This window comes from Bacillus sp. HMF5848, assembly GCF_003944835.1.
GTDB lineage: Bacteria > Bacillota > Bacilli > Bacillales > HMF5848 > HMF5848.
In genome coordinates, this window is sequence record NZ_RWIV01000001.1 from 1,106,892 (window position 1) to 1,126,233 (window position 19,342).

20 protein-coding genes are annotated in these 19,342 nt (G+C 37.8%); 15 read left to right on the top strand and 5 right to left on the bottom strand.

Features of this window, described 5'->3' with window-relative positions; all coding sequences use genetic code 11:
* Nucleotides 1-341: 341 nt before the first annotated feature.
* Genes liaF through EJF36_RS05375 form a run of 3 tightly spaced genes read left to right on the top strand, consistent with a single transcriptional unit; the run spans nt 342 to nt 2,812 of the window.
* Nucleotides 342-1,118, top strand: a complete 777-nt coding sequence (gene liaF, locus EJF36_RS05365) for a cell wall-active antibiotics response protein LiaF (protein ID WP_185806818.1) — start codon at nt 342-344, stop codon at nt 1,116-1,118.
* 13 nt (nt 1,119-1,131) lie between these two features.
* Nucleotides 1,132-2,193 carry a sensor histidine kinase gene (locus EJF36_RS05370; protein ID WP_125905335.1) on the top strand — a complete coding sequence of 354 codons (1,062 nt, stop codon included), beginning with the start codon at nt 1,132-1,134 and terminating at the stop codon, nt 2,191-2,193.
* On the top strand, nt 2,177-2,812 hold the full coding sequence (locus EJF36_RS05375; protein WP_125905336.1) for a response regulator transcription factor: 636 nt from the start codon (nt 2,177-2,179) through the stop codon (nt 2,810-2,812). Before EJF36_RS05370 ends, EJF36_RS05375 begins: the two co-directional genes overlap by 17 nt.
* 134 nt (nt 2,813-2,946) lie before the next feature.
* Here EJF36_RS05375 and EJF36_RS05380 read toward each other — a convergent pair whose 3' ends face one another.
* A complete protein-coding gene (locus EJF36_RS05380) occupies nt 2,947-3,453 on the bottom strand; it encodes an antibiotic biosynthesis monooxygenase family protein (RefSeq protein WP_125905337.1) in 507 nt (168 codons plus the stop codon).
* Nucleotides 3,454-3,875: 422 nt separating this feature from the next.
* Between EJF36_RS05380 and hemE the strand changes: the two genes are divergently transcribed.
* The 3 genes from hemE to hemY all read left to right on the top strand — a co-directional run bounded on the left by hemE (nt 3,876) and on the right by hemY (nt 7,454).
* On the top strand, nt 3,876-4,919 hold the full coding sequence (gene hemE / locus EJF36_RS05385) for a uroporphyrinogen decarboxylase (protein ID WP_125905338.1): 1,044 nt from the start codon (nt 3,876-3,878) through the stop codon (nt 4,917-4,919).
* Nucleotides 4,920-5,003: 84 nt separating this feature from the next.
* Nucleotides 5,004-5,939, top strand: a complete 936-nt coding sequence (hemH, locus tag EJF36_RS05390) for a ferrochelatase (RefSeq protein ID WP_125905339.1) — start codon at nt 5,004-5,006, stop codon at nt 5,937-5,939.
* Between the two features lie 66 nt (nt 5,940-6,005).
* Nucleotides 6,006-7,454, top strand: coding sequence for a protoporphyrinogen oxidase (gene hemY / locus EJF36_RS05395; RefSeq protein ID WP_125905340.1), 1,449 nt, complete (start codon nt 6,006-6,008; stop codon nt 7,452-7,454).
* A 610-nt stretch (nt 7,455-8,064) separates the two neighbouring features.
* Here the strand turns inward: hemY and yhfH are convergent.
* Nucleotides 8,065-8,202, bottom strand: coding sequence for a protein YhfH (gene yhfH / locus EJF36_RS05400; protein ID WP_125905341.1), 138 nt, complete (start codon nt 8,200-8,202; stop codon nt 8,065-8,067).
* 168 nt (nt 8,203-8,370) lie between these two features.
* Here yhfH and EJF36_RS05405 point away from each other — a divergent pair, with 168 nt between their 5' ends.
* The 5 genes from EJF36_RS05405 (at nt 8,371) to EJF36_RS05425 (ending at nt 13,775) form a co-directional block, all read left to right on the top strand.
* Nucleotides 8,371-9,114 carry an MBL fold metallo-hydrolase gene (locus EJF36_RS05405; RefSeq protein WP_125905342.1) on the top strand — a complete coding sequence of 248 codons (744 nt, stop codon included), beginning with the start codon at nt 8,371-8,373 and terminating at the stop codon, nt 9,112-9,114.
* Nucleotides 9,115-9,306: 192 nt separating this feature from the next.
* Nucleotides 9,307-10,851: a fatty acid--CoA ligase family protein gene (locus EJF36_RS05410; protein WP_125905343.1), complete on the top strand. Its 1,545-nt coding sequence runs from the start codon at nt 9,307-9,309 to the stop codon at nt 10,849-10,851.
* Between the two features lie 130 nt (nt 10,852-10,981).
* The gene (locus EJF36_RS05415) at nt 10,982-11,953 is read left to right on the top strand and encodes an ABC transporter substrate-binding protein (protein WP_125905344.1); all 972 of its coding nucleotides are present in this window, start codon (nt 10,982-10,984) and stop codon (nt 11,951-11,953) included.
* Between the two features lie 24 nt (nt 11,954-11,977).
* Nucleotides 11,978-13,006 (top strand): ABC transporter permease, encoded by a 1,029-nt coding sequence (locus EJF36_RS05420; protein WP_125905345.1) that lies wholly within the window; start codon nt 11,978-11,980, stop codon nt 13,004-13,006.
* Nucleotides 12,981-13,775 (top strand): ABC transporter ATP-binding protein, encoded by a 795-nt coding sequence (locus tag EJF36_RS05425; protein WP_125905346.1) that lies wholly within the window; start codon nt 12,981-12,983, stop codon nt 13,773-13,775. Before EJF36_RS05420 ends, EJF36_RS05425 begins: the two co-directional genes overlap by 26 nt.
* A gap of 8 nt (nt 13,776-13,783) precedes the next feature.
* Here EJF36_RS05425 and EJF36_RS05430 read toward each other — a convergent pair whose 3' ends face one another.
* Nucleotides 13,784-14,074, bottom strand: coding sequence for a DUF2651 family protein (locus EJF36_RS05430; protein WP_312028253.1), 291 nt, complete (start codon nt 14,072-14,074; stop codon nt 13,784-13,786).
* 1 nt (nt 14,075) lies between these two features.
* On the opposite strand from EJF36_RS05430, the gene EJF36_RS05435 reads away from it, so the two are divergent.
* Nucleotides 14,076-14,801: an AzlC family ABC transporter permease gene (locus tag EJF36_RS05435; protein WP_260471831.1), complete on the top strand. Its 726-nt coding sequence runs from the start codon at nt 14,076-14,078 to the stop codon at nt 14,799-14,801.
* Nucleotides 14,794-15,105 carry an AzlD domain-containing protein gene (locus tag EJF36_RS05440; RefSeq protein ID WP_125905347.1) on the top strand — a complete coding sequence of 104 codons (312 nt, stop codon included), beginning with the start codon at nt 14,794-14,796 and terminating at the stop codon, nt 15,103-15,105. The genes EJF36_RS05435 and EJF36_RS05440 overlap by 8 nt, the downstream gene beginning before the upstream one ends.
* A 333-nt stretch (nt 15,106-15,438) precedes the next feature.
* On the opposite strand, the gene EJF36_RS05445 is transcribed toward EJF36_RS05440, so the two are convergent.
* Complete coding sequence (locus tag EJF36_RS05445; protein ID WP_125905348.1) at nt 15,439-15,834, bottom strand: FixH family protein; 396 nt, start codon at nt 15,832-15,834, stop codon at nt 15,439-15,441.
* A 27-nt stretch (nt 15,835-15,861) separates the two neighbouring features.
* A complete protein-coding gene (locus EJF36_RS05450; RefSeq protein ID WP_125905349.1) occupies nt 15,862-16,449 on the bottom strand; it encodes an SCO family protein in 588 nt (195 codons plus the stop codon).
* Between the two features lie 159 nt (nt 16,450-16,608).
* Here EJF36_RS05450 and EJF36_RS05455 point away from each other — a divergent pair, with 159 nt between their 5' ends.
* Both EJF36_RS05455 and EJF36_RS05460 read left to right on the top strand, forming a co-directional pair.
* A complete protein-coding gene (locus EJF36_RS05455; RefSeq protein ID WP_260471832.1) occupies nt 16,609-17,862 on the top strand; it encodes a M48 family metallopeptidase in 1,254 nt (417 codons plus the stop codon).
* Between the two features lie 110 nt (nt 17,863-17,972).
* The gene (locus EJF36_RS05460) at nt 17,973-18,917 is read left to right on the top strand and encodes an aminoimidazole riboside kinase (RefSeq protein WP_395940556.1); all 945 of its coding nucleotides are present in this window, start codon (nt 17,973-17,975) and stop codon (nt 18,915-18,917) included.
* Nucleotides 18,918-19,342: the final 425 nt, after the last annotated feature.

Here is a 19,342-nt window from a genome sequence, read left to right on the forward strand (position 1 = left end):
TCAACATCGAATCTATGCTTCGTCTGGTTATCTCATACGAAGCGCTCTGGCCGCTTGAATAGCGTAGTAATGATGACGTGAAAGGACTGTCGATCAGCCTTATAAGCCGGTAGACAAGCACTTCGCTATACCCTATGCGGTGAGTAGTAATATAGAGTATGGGGATGAACGCCTATGTGTGAAAGTGAATATAAACATAAGTAAAAATTATCAGTCTTAAGACTGAGATAAGAGCGGACTAAGGATTGTACTAGGTCTTACAAAAAAGCTTTACAATGAAAGCAGGTAAATTGATAATCTTTGTCAAAGTAAATAATGAGACAAAGCTGGGGGCGAAAAGAATGAATGATAAATCTAAATCTTTAGTTGTTGCAACAATCCTTGTTGGCCTAGGTGTTTTGTTGATATTTGTCAACATTGGCGTTATTTCCTTTGGGATTTGGGAGCTTTTTGTTAATTTTTATCCGGTTTTGTTTTTGATAATCGGTTCAAGTGGCATCGCAAAAGCTATCCGATCTAGAGGTCATGATGGCTTGTTTTCCGCACTGTTTTTCACAACAGCGGGATTATTACTAATATTAGATCGATTAGGAGTCATATTTTTCGAGTTGCGGATGGTATGGCAGCTGTGGCCTGTTATTCTTGTGTATTTAGGAATTAAAGCTTTATTAGGAGACATGCTTACCGTCACGGTTGATACTGATGATAAAGATGTAGCTTGGATAGACGACGAGGACTATAACACTGTTAAAAAGGGAGGTCGCTTCTCTATTGGTGATATAAAATTCTCGAAACCAGATTGGCAGCTAGAGCCGTTACATTTAAAAAATGGAATTGGTGATTATTACTTCGACCTTACAAAAGCATATATACCAGATATGGAAACTCCTATTTATATCGAAGGAACGATTGGGGATGTCAAAATGTTAATCCCTGACGATTTGCCAGTGAAGGTGCACGCTTATGTGAAAATTGGGGATGTGCGAGTTATGCAATTAAAAGAAGATGGTACAAATCGACAAGTAACATATGTGTCAGATGAGTACGACCAAGCCATCAGAAAGGTTAATATACACATTCGTTTGAAAATTGGTTCTGTCAAAATAGATTCTATATAAAGGATGTGATGGCTTGTTTCAAAAGATTCGAAGTATCCGTTATTTGTTTGTTAAATCACACATATATGCAACAGCTGTAACGGCCATCATTTTATATGCCGTTGTGCACATAGCTTCAACTGTCAATGACATAGATGTACCACTTACAGCTAGCTTGCTTTTCTTAATAGTGGCAATTCTTCTTTCTATTATGTTAGGAGCTTTCATAGGCTTTCGGAATAGCTATCACATAAAAACAAAGCTAGAGGATGTTTCAACATATATTGCAACATTATCTAGAGGAACGCTGTCCAAACGAATGGATATACAGGATAGCGATGAGATTGGTAGAATTGCTGCTGAACTAAATATGTTAGCCGCTCAAATTGAAGGCCAAGTATGGTCGTTACAAAAGCTTGCTAATGAGAAGGCGGACCTTGCTCAAAAAGCACATGCTGCTGCCATCATCGAAGAAAGACAACGTCTTGCTAGAGATCTCCATGATGCGGTTAGTCAGCAGCTTTTTGCTCTTAGTATGATGAGTTCAGCCGTGATTCGCTTACAGGATAGAAACCCTGAGATGGCTAAGAAGCAAATGGCTGAAATTGCAGAGATTGCATCGAAAGCTCAAGGGGAAATGAGGGCGTTACTACTTCACCTCCGACCAGTTCACCTTTCTAACGATACGTTAGACGAGGGAGTTCGTAAGCTTGTAGAAGAGTTGCAAGTGAAAACGAATATTTTGTTCCGCTTACAGGTTGAGAAGGTAAACCTTCCGCATGGAACGGAGGATCATTTGTTTCGTATTATTCAAGAAGCGCTATCAAATATTTTAAGACATTCTGATGCCACAACTGTTACTGTACAGATCACGAATAAACCTAAAAGCATTCATGTGTTTATAGGTGACAATGGAAAAGGATTCGATATTACGGAAACAAAAGTAGCTTCGTATGGATTAAGAACAATGAAGGAACGTTGCTATGAGTTAGGTGGCACTATTTCTGTTCGAAGTCGTTTGCAAGAGGGAACGTACATAACGATAACAATACCTCATGAGGAAGGGGGCTTAATTCAAGATGACAAAGCCAATTAAAGTGGTAGTGGTAGATGATCATGAGATGGTCCGAAAAGGATTGCTAATGTATTTAAGTACGGAGCCTTTAATAGAAATTGTTGGAGAAGCATCAAGTGGTAAACAAGCAGTTGACATTGTGCGAAAAGAAATGCCGGATGTTGTTCTTATGGATCTACTGATGGAAAATGGAAATGGGATTGATGCAACGAAGGCTATTATGGAATTTCACTCAACATGCAAAATTATTATAATTACAAGCTACTATGATGATGAACAAGTTTTTCCAGCTATTGAAGCTGGGGCATTTAGCTATATGTTGAAAACTTCAAATGGAGAGGAAATATTAGATGCCATTTTTAAGGCCCAGCAAGGGGAGCCTAAAATAGAGCCGAAGGTAGCAAGCAAGATGATGAATCGTTTCCGAAGAGAAGAGCGAAAGCTTCATGATGACTTAACGGAACGCGAAATAGAGGTTTTGCGTTGTATTGGCAACGGGTTAACGAATCAAGAAATAGCGGACAAACTATTTATTAGCATTAAGACGGTAAAGACTCATGTTAGTAATATTTTATTAAAATTAGAAGTAGCAGACCGTACACAAGCAGCTATATATGCAAATAGAAATAATATTATTTAAGTGTAGGGGCTCTATAGATTAGAGAGCCCCTACACTTTTTCTTACGCTGTATAAACACTCATAATGTAGTGAGCTCGATGTTTTGAATTAAATCAACAATGCTGTCAATTTGTCTGTATGTGTACGTGCACTACTTATTCAGATAATTTTGGCGGAACAAATGTCTTCACATAAGATGGGCGAGGAAAGATAGATTTTTGTTGATCAATTCCTGCAGATGTACCACGTTTTGTATGTGCTTTTTCATAGGCTTTCGATTCCTGCCATTTGTTAAAGCTTTCCTGCTTGTCCCATAGGGTCATAATAATGTACGTATCTGTATCTAGTGGACGTAACACACGTATTGCAACAAAGCCAGGCTCTGATTCAATGAGACGTGCGCGGTTCATAAAACGATTTTCAAATACAGAGCGCCCTTCATCTATCACAGGTATGTTATTAAACACTGCAAAACCAGCCTCATCAAAAGAACCAGTTGAATCTAACACCTCGTAATTACGAGAAGATTCAAACAAACCTTCTCCTTCTGTTTCATGGATTAAAATTCCTTCATTATCATCTTCCATTAATAACAGCATGTTATCTTCACTGATCCTCTGTAAATAGTCATGTGTGCCGCTTGTTATGTAAAGTTTTTTCATTTTTTTCACCTCAATGTGTAATAATGAATCATATAATCAGTATAGCCTTGTTGTGAAAAATGTTCCAATATAGTGCACGCTCTATGTGTGGCATACAAAATGCATTCATAAGTAAAAGTTCCAACAAGGGGCACGCATATTATTTACATTAATTCGAGTCTCCTTCCTAAAAAATATGAAGTGAACCCCAACACAGTTTAATAAATTCTAGTCGAATTTTTGACATTTAAGAGTGTTACCTATACAACAATAGTAGAAACAGTTATATTGGTAGAGTATCTAAAAATTTAATTAATTAAAATCACTAAAAAGTGAACATATTACAGACTATTGATGAGTCTTGCAGGTGATGTTTGTTTGCGAGAGTTGTACATAAGATAGTATTATTTGTATTGAACTAAAAGATGGGGTGAAACTATATCATGGTAACAAACCGTGCATTTAATGACACGTTTTTAAAAGCGTGTTTAGGGGAAAAAACAGATTATGTACCAGTGTGGTATATGCGTCAAGCAGGACGTTCACAGCCAGAGTATCGCGCTTTAAAAGAAAAGTACTCTCTATTTGAGATTACACATCAACCAGAACTATGTGCGTATGTGACGCGCCTACCTGTTGAACAATATGATGTTGATGCGGCAATACTTTATAAAGACATTATGTCTCCACTGCCTGCTATTGGAGTAGATGTTGATATTAAAACAGGGATTGGTCCGGTCATTGATAACCCGATTCGCTCTTTAGCAGATGTTGAAGCATTAGGTGAGATTCATCCAGAGGAAGACGTTCCATACGTGTTAGAAACAATTCGTCTGTTAACAACAGAACAGTTGTCTGTTCCTTTAATAGGCTTTGCAGGCGCTCCTTTTACACTAGCTAGCTACATGATCGAGGGCGGTCCATCAAAAAATTATAATAAAACAAAAGCATTTATGTATACAGAGCCTAAAGCTTGGTTTGCGTTAATGGATAAGCTAGCTGATATGACTATTACATATGTTAAATCACAAATAAAAGCAGGGGCGAGGGCGATTCAAATTTTCGACTCATGGGTTGGTGCATTAAATGTTGCTGACTATCGCCAATTCATCAAGCCTGTTATGCATAGAATTTTTACTGCTTTACGTGAAGAAAATGTTCCACTCATTATGTTTGGAGTAGGAGCAAGTCATTTAGCGATGGAATGGCATGACTTGCCGGTGGATGTTGTAGGACTTGATTGGCGTTTGCAAATAGCTGAAGCACGTTCGCTTGGCATTACGAAAACTGTCCAAGGAAACCTTGATCCCGCTATCTTGCTCGCACCTTGGCCAGTTATAGAAGAAAGAGTTAAAGCTATACTTGATCAAGGTCTTATTACACCAGGTTATATTTTTAACCTTGGTCACGGTGTATTTCCGGAAGTACAGCCTGAAACATTAAAACAGCTAACTAAGTTTGTTCATACGTATACAGCTACAAAATAATACAAAATCCTGCACTTATTTTTTGCAAAGCACGTGATAGTATTGCAAAATAGTGCCTAGAACAATAAAAAATGAGGTGTAAGGATGACAAAGAAAAAACTTGGACTTTTAGTTATGGCATATGGCACACCATATAAAGAAGAAGATCTTGAACGTTATTATACGCATATCCGTCGCGGCCGTAAGCCATCAGAAGAAATGCTAGCAGAGCTTGCTGAAAGATATGAAGCAATCGGTGGTATATCACCACTCGCTAAGATTACGCAAGAGCAAGCAGAAAGTCTAACGGAAAAGTTAAATGCTTCACAAGATGAGTATGAGTTTACTATGTATTTAGGCTTAAAGCATATTGAACCGTTTGTGGAAGATGCTGTAGAGCAAATGCATAAGGATGGGATTGAAGAAGCAGTTAGTATTGTTTTAGCACCGCACTTTTCAACATATAGTGTGAAATCATATAACGGCCGTGCTAAGGAAGCTGCTGAAAAACTAGGTGGTCCTACTATAACAAGTATTGAAAGCTGGTACGATGAACCGAAATTTATAGAGTACTGGGCTAATGAAATAGAAAAGATTTATCAAGGTATGACAGCTGATGAGCAAGAAAAAGCAGTATTAATTGTGTCGGCTCATAGTTTACCTGAAAAGATTATTGCCGCAGGGGATCCATACCCGCAACAGCTGCAAGAAACGGCAGATTTAATTGCTAAGAAAGCACATATTAATAATTATGTAATTGGTTGGCAAAGTGCTGGAAACACACCAGACCCTTGGATTGGTCCAGATGTTCAAGATTTAACACGTGACTTATACGAGGAAAATGGATTCCGATCGTTCGTCTATGCACCTGTTGGCTTTGTGTCGGATCATTTAGAGGTGCTGTACGACAATGATTATGAATGTAAAATAGTGACTGATGAGCTTGGTGCGACGTACTACCGACCACCTATGCCTAATACTGATCCTCGATTCATTGATGCGATGGCAACGGTAGTTTTGAACAAACTAAGTAAAGCATAGATGAGGTATTGATATTCTTCTCTTTGGCTCTAATACTAATATTTTTCAAAAAAGAAGGCGATGTATATGAGTGACGAAAGACGACACGTAGTGATAATTGGCGGCGGTATAACGGGAATGGCAGCGGCATTTTATATGCAAAAGGCTGCCGAAAAGGAAAATACTCCGCTTTCAATAACTCTCGTTGAAGCAAGCCACCGATTAGGTGGAAAAATTCAAACGTTGGTGAAAGACGGATTTGTCATTGAAAGAGGCCCAGATTCCTTTTTAGCCCGTAAACGGAGTGCTGCTCAATTAGCAGAAGCTGTCGGTTTAAAGGATTCACTTGTACACAATGCTACTGGTAAATCTTATGTGTTAGCAAAGGACCGTTTATATGCGATGCCTGGTGGCGCTATAATGGGGATTCCAACACAAATTGCCCCATTTGTTACAACAGGCCTTTTCTCTCCGTTTGGAAAAGCGAGAGCTGCCTTTGATTTTATACTTCCGAGATCTGGTCAAACAGGTGACCAGTCGTTAGGTGAGTTTTTTAGACGTCGCCTAGGCGATGAAGTGGTTGATAACCTTATAGAGCCACTACTCTCTGGTATTTATGCTGGTGATATAAATCAAATGAGTTTAATGTCTACATTTCCGCAGTTCTATCAAGTAGAACAAAAGTATCGCAGCTTAATATTAGGGATGAAAAAGGCTATGCCGGCTCCTCCCCCTACTAAAGGCAACGGAGAAGCAAAAAAGGGAATGTTTCAAACATTAAATACAGGCTTACAATCGTATGTAGATGCTATTGAAGCTGAACTTACAAAAACTTTAATTTTGAAAAGTACAAGAGTTAAGCACGTGTCAAAAATGACAGACAATATGTATGACGTATATTTGAACAACGGTGAGCATCTTCGGGCTGATGCCATTATTGTAACGACTCCACATCAAATTACAGAATCAATTTTTCCTGATTATGAATTCTTTGCGCCGTTCCGCAATGTACCATCCACATCTGTAGCGACTGTCGCATTGGCATTTAATGAAGGAGATGTAGAGAACACACATGAGGGTACTGGTTTTGTCGTATCTCGAAACAGTGACTATACGATCACGGCGTGTACTTGGACGAATAAAAAATGGCCACACTCCGCCCCTGAGGGAAAAGTGCTCCTTCGTTGTTACGTAGGGCGTGCTGGTGATGAAATGATTGTAGATTTATCAGATGATGAAATCGTAAAAATTGTACTCGATGATTTAAGTAAAATAATGAATGTTAACGCTCAACCTTTGTTTAGTGTAGTGTCACGTTGGAAAGAATCAATGCCACAGTACACAATTGGCCACAAAGACCGCATAAAGGAAATTAAGGAAAACATGCAAACTGAGTTACCAGGTGTGTATCTTGCAGGCAGCTCATATGAAGGACTCGGTCTTCCAGATTGTATAGACCAAGGCATTGCAGCCGTTGAGAAGGTAGAACAATTTCTAAAAAACACTCCGAAAAAAGAATTAGCACATACTCGTTGAAAGTAGATGTGTAAAACAGATTCGAGCTATGAGTGACGATCTGAATGTAGCTATGTGAATCTGTGTTCAAATCCTTAACATAGAGAGAAGCAGGCGCCGTATTTTTATGGCCCTGCTTTTTTGAATTACTGGTTTGAAAGGGAAAACAGTGTGCTTAACTAGGGGAAGTAGTTCGTGATTCCCTATGTGTTTGTGTCGAAATATGCTGGTACAATGTACCGACACATCTCGACACACTCAGAAAGCTTGATACAGCAAGGTTTTGAAGTGCCTCGAAAAACATGGTACCACGTACCGACATAATTCTGCATCACATCAGTAATTTCGACAAAGGTTATTGTGCGCCAAGTGAAGAAATCGCAATCCCGACTACACACTACTATCAAAGAAAATACCGCCCTTGACTAAACACTACTCTAAAAGAAAATACCGCCCTTGATCAAGCAGTTGCTGCCAATAAATCCCCCACTATTAAGTATCAAACAGTTCACACAATCTCAAAAGAATCCTCCAACGACCAACAAAAAAGCCACTGATAGCTATCTCAGTGGCGTCATAGTTTTAGTTCTATAACAAATATTTTTTCGACAATGTTTTGCAGGATGTCGTGTTACGATGCTTGATACACTTCTATACATGAGTTGCAGGTATTACCGTAACATTCATGCTGTTCCTCAATTTCTTTTCCACATTCTACACATGTTTTAGGCGGTAAACTTTGAAAAAATTCACTGTTTGACATTAACATAGTTTGGATCCCCTCCAATGTTGTGGTGGTTTTATTGTATTATAACAGTTATTATAAGTCAATGGGTTGTTTTATAACAATATTTACATTCTAAGTATATGTATAATCTACCGAGTTAGTGCTTATAAAGTATTTTAGAGTATAGTATACATAGGGAGGTGATTGACGATGAAAGTGACTGTTATAGGTTTTTGGGGTGGTTTCCCGGCTGCTGAAGGAGCAACAACCGGATATTTGTTTGAGCACGATGGTTTCAAACTTCTTGTGGATTGTGGCAGTGCCGTTGTATCAAAGCTACAAAATTTTGTGAAATTAGAAGAGCTTGATGCGGTTATTGTTTCACATTATCACCATGATCATATCGCAGATATCGGACCTTTACAGTATGGTCGGTTAATTACAAAAATGTTAGGCAAGGATCTGCCTGAGTTACCGATTTATGGTCATATCGAAGACCAGGAAGGGTTTACACGATTAACTCATGCAAACATCACAAGAGCTATTGCGTATAATCCGAATGAAGCATTACATATTGGTCCATTTTCTATAACTTTTATGAAGACGAAGCACCCCGTTACTTGCTATGCTATGAGGTTTGAAGCGGGAGGAAATAGTGTTGTGTTTACCGCAGACACAAGCTATCTTGCTGAATTCATTTCTTTTTCACAAAACGCGGATTTGTTAATTTGTGAATGTAATTTGTATGCAAACCAAGATGGTTCACAAGCTGGGCATATGACTAGTAGAGAAGCGGGGACGCTGGCAGAAAAAGCTCATGTGAAAAAGTTAATGTTAACACATTTACCTCACTTCGGAGATCATGCACAGCTTTTTGATGAAGCGAAAGCAGAATTTAGTGGAGATGTTGAATTGGCAAGTACAGGCTTAACATGGAGTAGTGAAACTCGTTAAATGAAACAATAAACAGCGGTTCTGATAGTGAACCGCTGTTTATCACTTGTAGTTTATAGTTTTCTAAAATATAATATATTTTAGAATATTATATAAATGGGTATTATGAATGATTATTCATTCATTAAAAATACTATGACAACAAAGGTACCTACATGAAGCTAATCTAATTCATTCAAAGGGGGAGAAATTTTGAATTTACTTGAACGTTTGCAAGAGACATCTCAACAATTTGCCGGCAAACCAGCGTACGTTTTTCAGGGGAAGGAAACATCTTATAGGGAGTTATTTGGTACTGTAACAAAGTTTGCAAGTGCATTAGAGCAGCTTGGGATAAAAAAAGGGGATCATGTTGCTTTATTGCTAGGTAATTCACCACACTTTGTTATATCACTTTACGGTGCTATGAATGCTGGGGCATCTGTGATACCAATCAATCCGATTTATACAGCGGATGAGATTAGCTATATTTTAAAAAATGGTGACGTGAAGGCTGTTGTCGTACTAGACTTATTAGTTCCGATGATGGAAAAACTAGCTCCTATGTTACCAGAGGTTGAGTATTTTATTGTTTGTGAAACAGGGCAACAGGTTGATTATGCAAACAGTCCTATTTCAAGTAAGTTGAAACCGTTTACACATATTGTTGCTAGTGGAGATGTATCGTCGTATACACGTCCAAGCTTAGAAGACGATGATACAGCAGTTATTTTATACACATCAGGAACAACGGGTCGTCCTAAAGGGGCAATGCTTACTCATAAAAATATTTATAGCAATGCAAAAGATAGTGCGGATTACTTAAAAATAAGCGAGAATGATAAAGTAGTAGCTACTTTACCAATGTTCCATGTATTTTGCTTAACAGTCGCTTTGAATGCCCCACTTGTCAATGGCGGGACAGTTCTTATTGTGCCTAAATTTAGTCCAGGAGATATTTTTAGCTTAGTAAAGGAAACTGAAGCAACCGTATTTGCAGGTGTTCCTACCATGTATAACTTCCTTCTTCAATACCCAGAAGGACAGCCAGATGACATGAAGAGCTTACGTCTTTGTATTTCTGGTGGTGCCTCTATGCCTGTTGCTCTTCTTAAATCTTTTGAGAAAAAATTTCAGGTAGCTATATCGGAAGGGTACGGTTTATCTGAGGCATCGCCTGTTACTTGCTTTAACCCGCTTGACCGACCAAGAAAACCTGGATCAATTGGGACTAGTATTCTCAATGTAGAAAACAAAGTAGTCAATGAGTTAGGTGAAGACGTACCAGTAGGTGAAGTCGGTGAATTAATTGTTAAAGGGCCAAATGTAATGAAGGGCTACTACAAAATGCCTGAGGAAACAGCAGCAACCATTAAGGAAGGTTGGCTTTATACGGGAGATTTAGCTCGTATGGATGAAGAAGGCTATTTTTATATTGTTGATAGAAAGAAAGATTTAGTAATAGTGGGAGGATATAATGTGTATCCTCGTGAGGTAGAGGAAGTATTGTATACACATGAAACTGTTGTAGAGGCAGCTGTTGTCGGTGTACCGGATCCGGAATTCGGAGAAGCTGTAAAAGCATTTGTTGTTCCAAAGGATAAGATGATAACAGAAGAAGAATTACTTGCATTTTGTGCAGAGCATTTAGCAAAATATAAGATTCCTAAGTCGATAGAGTTTTTAGAAGAGCTTCCTAAAAATACAACAGGAAAAATTCTTCGTCGTTCTCTACGTGATCAACTTGTAAATAAATAATCGCACAACCCGTAGATATTTAATAAAATGTCTGCGGGTTATTTTTTTGTTGATATTTTTTAAAAATTCAGTATAATTTAATGAATAAAAGCGTTTAAGTGTGAAAGTATTTTTAAAAGGGGGAAGTACTATGAAGAAGTTGAGAGGGGTATTGGCACTTAGTATCATCGCATCAATGTTTTTGATAACCGGATGTGGTTCACAAACAACGGGAGATGGTACATATAAGGTTGGTGTCACACAAATTGTAGAGCATCCATCGTTAAATGCAGCGCTTGATGGATTTAAAAAAGCACTAGAGGATGCGGGCCTCGAAGTGGAGTATGATGAACAAATTGCTCAAGGCGATGCCAACAACAACGCGCAAATTGCTAAAAACTTTGTAGGGGACAAAGTTGATTTAATTTTTGCAAACTCAACTCCATCGGCATTAAGTGCGCTAAATGAAACGAATGAGATTCCGATTATTTTCACATCCGTAACGGATCCTGTTGGTGCTGAACTCGTTGAAGCGTTTGATAAACCAGGGGTGAATATTACTGGTACAACAGATACACATCCAGATGCCATTCCAAATATAGTATCTTTTATAGAGAAATATTATCCAAATGCCACCATTGGGATGATTTACAATGCTGGTGAACAAAACTCTATTGCCCAAATCGAGATGGTAAAAGATGCCGTTGAAGGCACGAGCTTACAAGTTGCTGAAGCGTCTGTGTCTACTTCCGCTGATGTTAAGCAAGCGACAGAATCGTTATTAGGTCAAGCAGACGTATTCTATATTATTACTGATAATACTGTTGTGTCCGCGCTAGAGTCAGTTATTTCTGTTGCCCAGGAACAAGATATACCTTTATTTGTTGGTGAGCTAGATTCTGTTAAACGTGGTGGATTTGCTGCGTATGGCTTTGACTACTATGATATTGGCTATGAAGCGGGACAAATGGCAGCGCAAATTCTTAAAGGTGAAAAACAACCTAGTGAGTTACCTGTTCAGTATCCACAAAATTTAAAGCTGCAAATTAACAAAACAGCTGCTAAGGAAATGGGTGTTGAACTGAATGGTGAATGGCAGGATATAGCTGAATATATTGAATAAAACGTAACGAAAGGATGAGGAGACATGTTTACAGCACTATTTGGATCAGTTGAATTGGGTATTTTATATGCAATTATGGCTCTCGGTGTATACTTATCCTTTCGTGTTCTCGATTTTCCTGATCTAACAGTAGATGGTAGCTTTGTAACAGGAGCTGCTGTTGCTGCTATTTTAATAGTAAACGGGCAATCACCCTTTGTTGCGACGATTGTTGCGATATTAGCTGGTTTTGTAGCAGGCTGCATTACAGGAATATTGCATACAAAGGGTGGGATTAACCCACTGCTATCAGGTATTTTGATGATGATAGCATTGTACTCTATTAATCTTCGTATAATGGGTATGCGTTCCAATGTGCCACTACTACAGGAACAAACAGTCGTGACTTGGCTTGAAAACGGATGGGCATTAACACGTATTGATAGCTTTGTAGAGCAATTATTTGTCACCATCGGATTGGCTGATTTCGTACCAAAGACTTGGGCTGTAGTCGTTTGTATGGCAATTGTGACAATACTAATTAAGTTTGTAATAGATTGGTTTCTTAAAACAGAAGTCGGCCTTGCTTTACGAGCAGTTGGCGATAATAAAAATATGATTCGTAGTTTTTCAGCAAACACAGATGGGCTAACAATTATGGGGCTTGGTATATCGAATGCACTTGTTGCACTATCAGGCGCTTTAATTGCTCAATATGGTGGCTTTGCTGACATTGGTATGGGGATCGGAATGATTATCATCGGTTTAGCTTCGGTTATCATTGGTGAAGCGATATTTGGCACGAAAACAATAGTGCGTACAACCTTTGCGGTTATTGGTGGTGCCATATTGTATCGAATTGTAGTGGCAGTAGCTCTTCGTATCAAGTTTTTAGAAACAGGAGATATGAAGTTAATTACGGCTGTTATTGTTATTATGGCGCTCATTCTCCCAAAGATTATTGATGATTGGCGGGCAAAAAGAAGAAAAAAGCAGCGAGTACAACAAGCGATTCAAACGAAAAATCTTGCGAAGCGAGGTGAGTCTTTTGCTCCGTCTAAATCAGATTTATAAAGTTTTTAATGAAGGTACTCTTGATGAGAAGGTAGCTATAGACCACATTCAACTAACGTTAAATCCTGGTGACTTTGTCACGGTTATCGGAAGTAATGGAGCGGGAAAATCAACACTATTGAACATTATTTCAGGTAGATTGCAAGCAGATTACGGAGAGATTGAATTAGAAGAAGAGCAAATTTTTCAATTGTCTGAGCATAAACGAGCTAAATGGATTGGCCGAGTCTTCCAAGACCCGATGGCAGGTACAGCACCATCGATGACTATCGAGGAAAATTTAGCTATTGCGTACGGACGAGTTCAAGGTCGATCACTTCGAAAAGGCGTATCTTCCAGACGGCGTGAATTTTTTAAGAAAGAGTTAACACGACTACATCTTGGACTAGAGGATCGATTACAAGCAAAGGTCGGGTTACTGTCTGGTGGGGAGCGTCAAGCTTTGTCACTCCTTATGGCAACTTTTACAGAGCCAAAGCTACTTTTGTTAGATGAACATACGGCAGCACTAGACCCATCGCGTGCGCAATTAATAACGAATTTAACGAAAGAAATCGTAGCTGATTTGAAGCTTACAACGTTAATGGTTACTCATAACATGCAACAGGCTTTAGAGCTTGGCAATCGTCTTATTATGATGGACAAAGGGCAAATTATTTTTGAAGCAGAAGGAGAAGAAAAAGAAAACTTAACAATTGAACAACTATTAGCTGAATTCCAGCGAATTCGCGGAACAAGCCTCGCATCAGACCGTGCCTTATTAGGATAAGGCACGGTTTAATATTTTTTTGGGGAGTACACGCTACGTGCTAATAAGCTTGATATAAAGCTGATAGCGATATAGATAAATACCCATACAAGGAAGGTACTGTTAAATGTTGTGAACATTAAAATGAAATAAACTATTGCCGAGATGAGAGGGGCTGTATATACTTTTTTAGTAAGTATATAAATGCCTATGCTTCCCACAAATGTAATAATCGGCAAGATGAACATAACTAATAAAAACGGATTAATATACATATAACAAACAGTCTCCTTTTTTAATAGGATATAAGGGTGATACATATTGAGTACAGAAGCTATTACAGTAAAACATTCAAACTTTCGACAAGGCTTACAGGCTGGTTTGAGTATTGCTATTGGCTATATGCCTATTGCCTTAACATTCGGACTGCTAGCAAAAGCAACAGGATTAACAGTATATGAAACAGTATTTATGAGTTTAGCAGTTTTTGCTGGAGCCGCACAATACATAGCATTAAGTTTATTAACACTTGGTACATCTGGTTTTGAAATTGTGTTAACGACTTTTATAGTAAACATACGTCATTTTTTAATGAGTGCGTCGTTAAGTGAAAAAGTTGATGATGATCCAATAGAGCAAAAGGCGTTGTATGCATTTGGGATTACGGATGAAACTTTTACCGTTGCAGCGACAAAGCCGGATACTGTTTCTGCAGGATACATGTTTGGCCTAACTCTTATATCATACACTAGTTGGGTTATAAATTCAGGTATTGGTCATCTTGTTGGTTCAAGCCTACCTGAAACAATTCAAGCTAGTATGGCAGTTGCGCTATATGCCATGTTTATCGGTTTGTTAATGCCATCATTAAAGAAAAGTAGAAAAGTGGTTGTTTTAGCTAGCTTAGCAGCGATGTTTAATTCTATGTTAACCTTACTAACCCCTTTATCGCCTGGTTGGTGTATCGTACTGGCTACACTAACTTCTGCGATAGCAGTTGAATGGCTTATGAGTAAATATGTTAGAAAGGGGTATCAATATGAATAGTAACATTGTATTAATTATCATTGGAATGGCTGTCGTTACATATTTACCCCGCGTCCTTCCACTCATTGCATTGAGTGGAAAAGACATGCCGGAATTTTGGCAAAATGTTTTACGAAACGTTCCGTATGCTACGCTTGGGGCACTAATTTTTCCGGGTATACTGCTAATTCAAGAAGGAGATATATGGTTTGGAATTATTGGTGCTGTCGCAGCCTTTGCGGTCGCCTTTTTAGGCGCGAATGTTATTATCGTAGTGTTAAGCTCAATTGTTGTTTTAAGTATATATTCTTATTTTATTTTATGAAAAAGCTCTGTTAAACTTTGTTGTTGATTTTCGCTACATTGCGCTCGCTTTCCGCGGGGTGGCCGTGAGCCTCCTCTGCGCTTTGCGCATGCGGGGTCTCACGACTGCCACTACATCCCGCAGGAGTCTCACGCATTTCGCTACTATCAACAATATTCAAAATCAACACTCATCTTTAACAGCGTACATGCAAATTTAATGAGCACACAAATGTATTAAATAAAAGTTATCCACAGTTATTTCAGAGTAGAGCCTATGAAAAAGTACAGCAGCAAAGTTAGAGAAGTCTGTAATAAAAACCCCTTACGAACATAAGGGGTTTTAAGAATTATATTATTCAGTTACAGTAAATGAATATTTATTCATAAAATGTAGGCTTTCTGCATTAGCGTGGTAGTAAATATAATATGTACCAGGCTTATCAAATGACTTTGTTAATTCATATACCCCTTTTTCTTTGTTTTCAAGGGGGATTGTATCATGATTGCCTTCTTCATTTTCTTCATGCCAAATTTCGTATTCAAAGTCGTCGGCATTTATTCTTTTGCCTGATAGTGTAATTGTTGTAGTAAAGGTAATATCCTCACCAGCTTTTACAGTATCAGCTGACATTGAAAATTCAACTTCAGGAAAAGCTATGTCTGTTAATGATTCATCCGTGTTAGATGAGCATCCAGTCATAAGCATTACAATGAAAATAAAAGATAGCATAAATAATTTTCTTCCCATCCATGTACCCCCATTTAATGTGTGACTCTAGTCCACTATGCGCATAATACGTTTATACACACGCTCTCTATCAAAGCCGTTTTCACCCATACCGAATTTCTCTATCACGTTGTTTTTTTCATCCATTAAATACGTAAATGTCGAATGAACGTACATACCGTTTCCTGGATCACGGAAAAGAAATTCAAAGCTGTCGGCTACTTTTTTTGTGTCTTCATAAGAGCCGCGTAATAAATACCAGCCTTCATCCTTGTTAATTTTAAATGCTTTTGCATATTCTTGCAATTTCTCTTTTGTATCACGCTTAGGATCTATCGTGATTGTTATAAATTCGACTTTATCACCAAATATACCTTGTGCTTTTAAATCATCACGAATTTTTTGCATTTCCCATGTTGTAACGGGACAAACATCTGGGCAATTGCCATACATAAATTCTATTAGCCGAACTTTTGGTTCTATCGTGTCAAAGCTATAGGGTTGTCCCCATGCGGTTTCCATTGTTACGTTTTCAGGGAATTGATACTGAGATTGTTTGAAATAACTAAAATAAAAAATACCTGAACTAATTCCAAGAACTAATAAACTAAAAAAGATAATATACAGTTTTTTCACAATAAACACCTCACGGGATAATTTCCGATGCGTTAATATTATAGCATATTTCAAATTTTCGACATTTAAAAAACGTTGAAGATTATATGAACAATGTGTTCTAAATCATAAAAAATCATCTACAATTAGAATAACATGTAGGACAAGGGAGTGAGTGTTTTGAAGAAAATTTTTATAACCGCATTTGTCGCATACATCATATATGCCATCCTTATTAGTGCATACTTATTTATGTGGGCTGATACATCTTTACCTGAAAATTATATTGGCTCAGCAGCAGACCCGCAAACATTTATGACAGAGCGTGAGCTTTTTATAAGTGAACAATATTCTAAGATTAGGGATGTTTTATTCTTTATAACGATACCTTTTGAATGGCTCATGTATTTTGCAATTCTTGTATTTGGCTTATCAGATCGATTCCAAAAGTGGGCAGGAGCGATTACAAGAAGCTTTATCCCGCAGGGAGTGATTTATTTTTTCTGGCTATCACTAGCTGTCACGCTTGTCACATTTCCACTTAGCTATTTGAGGTATTGGCTATCCAAGTCATATGACATCACCGTACAATCTTTTTCTAGCTGGATGCGTGATTATATTATTGATTTTTGGGTGAACTATGCCATTATGGCTGCTGTGGTTGTTGTGCTGTACTGGCTTATTAAAAAAAGTCGTAAGCGCTGGTGGCTGTATGGCTGGTTGCTATCCATTCCGTTTACCTTGTTTATGACATTTATTAATCCAGTGGTGATTGATCCTTTATACAACGATTTTTATCCTTTAAAAGATAAAGAGCTCGAGGCAAAAATCTTAGCAATAGCTGACACAGCTAATATTCCTGCCGAGCATGTTTTTGAGGTCAATATGTCTACAAAAACAAACGCGATGAATGCCTATGTTACGGGAATAGGTTCAAATGCACGGATCGTTTTATGGGATACAACGCTAAATAAACTGTCCGAAGATGAAGTGTTATTTATCATGGCCCACGAAATGGCACATTGGGTGATGAAGCATGTCTTGTATGGCACAATTGGCTATATGTTTGTTACATTATTGGGCTTATTTACAATTCATCTATTGTTTGCTCGTGTGTGTAGAGTCTTTTCTATTGAAGATGTGGTAGAATGGCGCTCATTACCTGTATTTCTGTTGCTCATATCCATCCTATCCTTTAGCTTTAGTCCGATTTCTAATGCTGTATCACGTCATGAGGAATTGGCTGCTGACCGCTATGCCATTGAAATAACCGGAAATCAAAGCGCAGCTGTTACATCTTTTCAAGCACTTGCGAAAACAAGCTTAAGACAAGTAAATCCACCTTATATCGTTAAACTATTTCGCTATGCACATCCAACGATGATGGAACGACTATACTTTTTAGAAAATTATAAAAGAGAAACGACAGAATAGTGAACAGTCTTGTTGGACGGTATGATTTGTGATACAAAATAAGGGAGACTTTAAATAAATGAACGGATAGCTGTTCTTATGTCTACACTTGGGACCAGGAGTTGAATAAGTTGAAGGGAATAATATGTTTAGGTGAAGCACTTATAGATTTTGTACCTCTAGATATGGATAACATCTCATATCAAAAAAGCCCCGGTGGCGCACCAGCAAATGTAGCAGTAGGTGCTGCTAAGTTAGGGGCTAATTCTGCTTTTGTTGGAACAGTAGGTGCTGATGTGATGGGGGAGTTTTTATACGACACACTAGCACAGTACAATGTTAATGTTGAAAAAATGAATAAGGTGACAACTCATCAAACAAATTTAGTGTTTGTTAAAAACGATACAAATGGTGAAAGAAGCTTTAGCTTTTATATTCCAAACAGTGCTGATCAACAACTTTCAGAAAATGATATTAATGAAGACTTCTTTAAGAAGTATAAAATAGTACATTACGGGTCTATAAGTCTAATTCATGAACCGATACATAACGCACACCTTAAAGCTATACAAGTCGCAAAGCAACATGGTTTAATTTGTTCCTATGATCCTAATTTACGTATGAGCCTTTGGAAAGACGAAGGACATGCTAAAGAAACAATTTTATCTATTATGCCAGAAGCTGACGTTCTAAAAGTTTCTGAAGAAGAGTTAGCATTTTTAACCGGTGAAACGGATATACCACGTGGCATTGAGGCGTTGAGTCAATATAATATATCAGTAATTTTAGTCACTCTTGGTAGTGAAGGAAGTTATGTCAGTACAAAGGGTGAGATTCGTCATGTGCCTGCCCGCAAGGTGAAAGCCGTTGATACAACAGGAGCGGGAGACGCCTTTATGTCTGGTATACTCTACAATATTAATGAATACAACAAGCCAATTGAACAAATTACAATTGATGAGTTAGTTGAGTTTGCTAAGTTTGCAAGTGTGTCAGGTGCATTAGCTGCTTCAACTAAAGGAGCTATGACAGCACTACCGTCAATAAATGAAGTGCAAAATCAATTAAATATGTAATTTAAAACAGAGGTATTCCATATGGAACACCTCTGTTTTTTCTCAGCTAGAAATAATAATATTAAACTTTAATCACTGTCTAGATTCATCATCCAAGGAGTAAAGTTGTTTCGTTCATCTTATCAATTTCATGCTTAGAGCTTTTTGGAGAGCTTCAGTTATACCTCGTGTTCCATAACTCAAATGTATTCAAGCTTACTAATGTTTGGTGAAAAATGATTTCTAGAATATTAAAGGAATGCTTGGACTTGTAAAAAAATAGTATGTAGTCCTATGAATAAGTAAAAGGTAGCTTAATTAAATCCAGTAATGAAAGCGCTTTATAAAAGTTAATACAAATCGACAAAAAATTATGAAAATATACTGTTGTAATTTTTTGGGTCTGTTATATAATAAAAGAAGAAATTTAGTTAGTTGTTGTATAA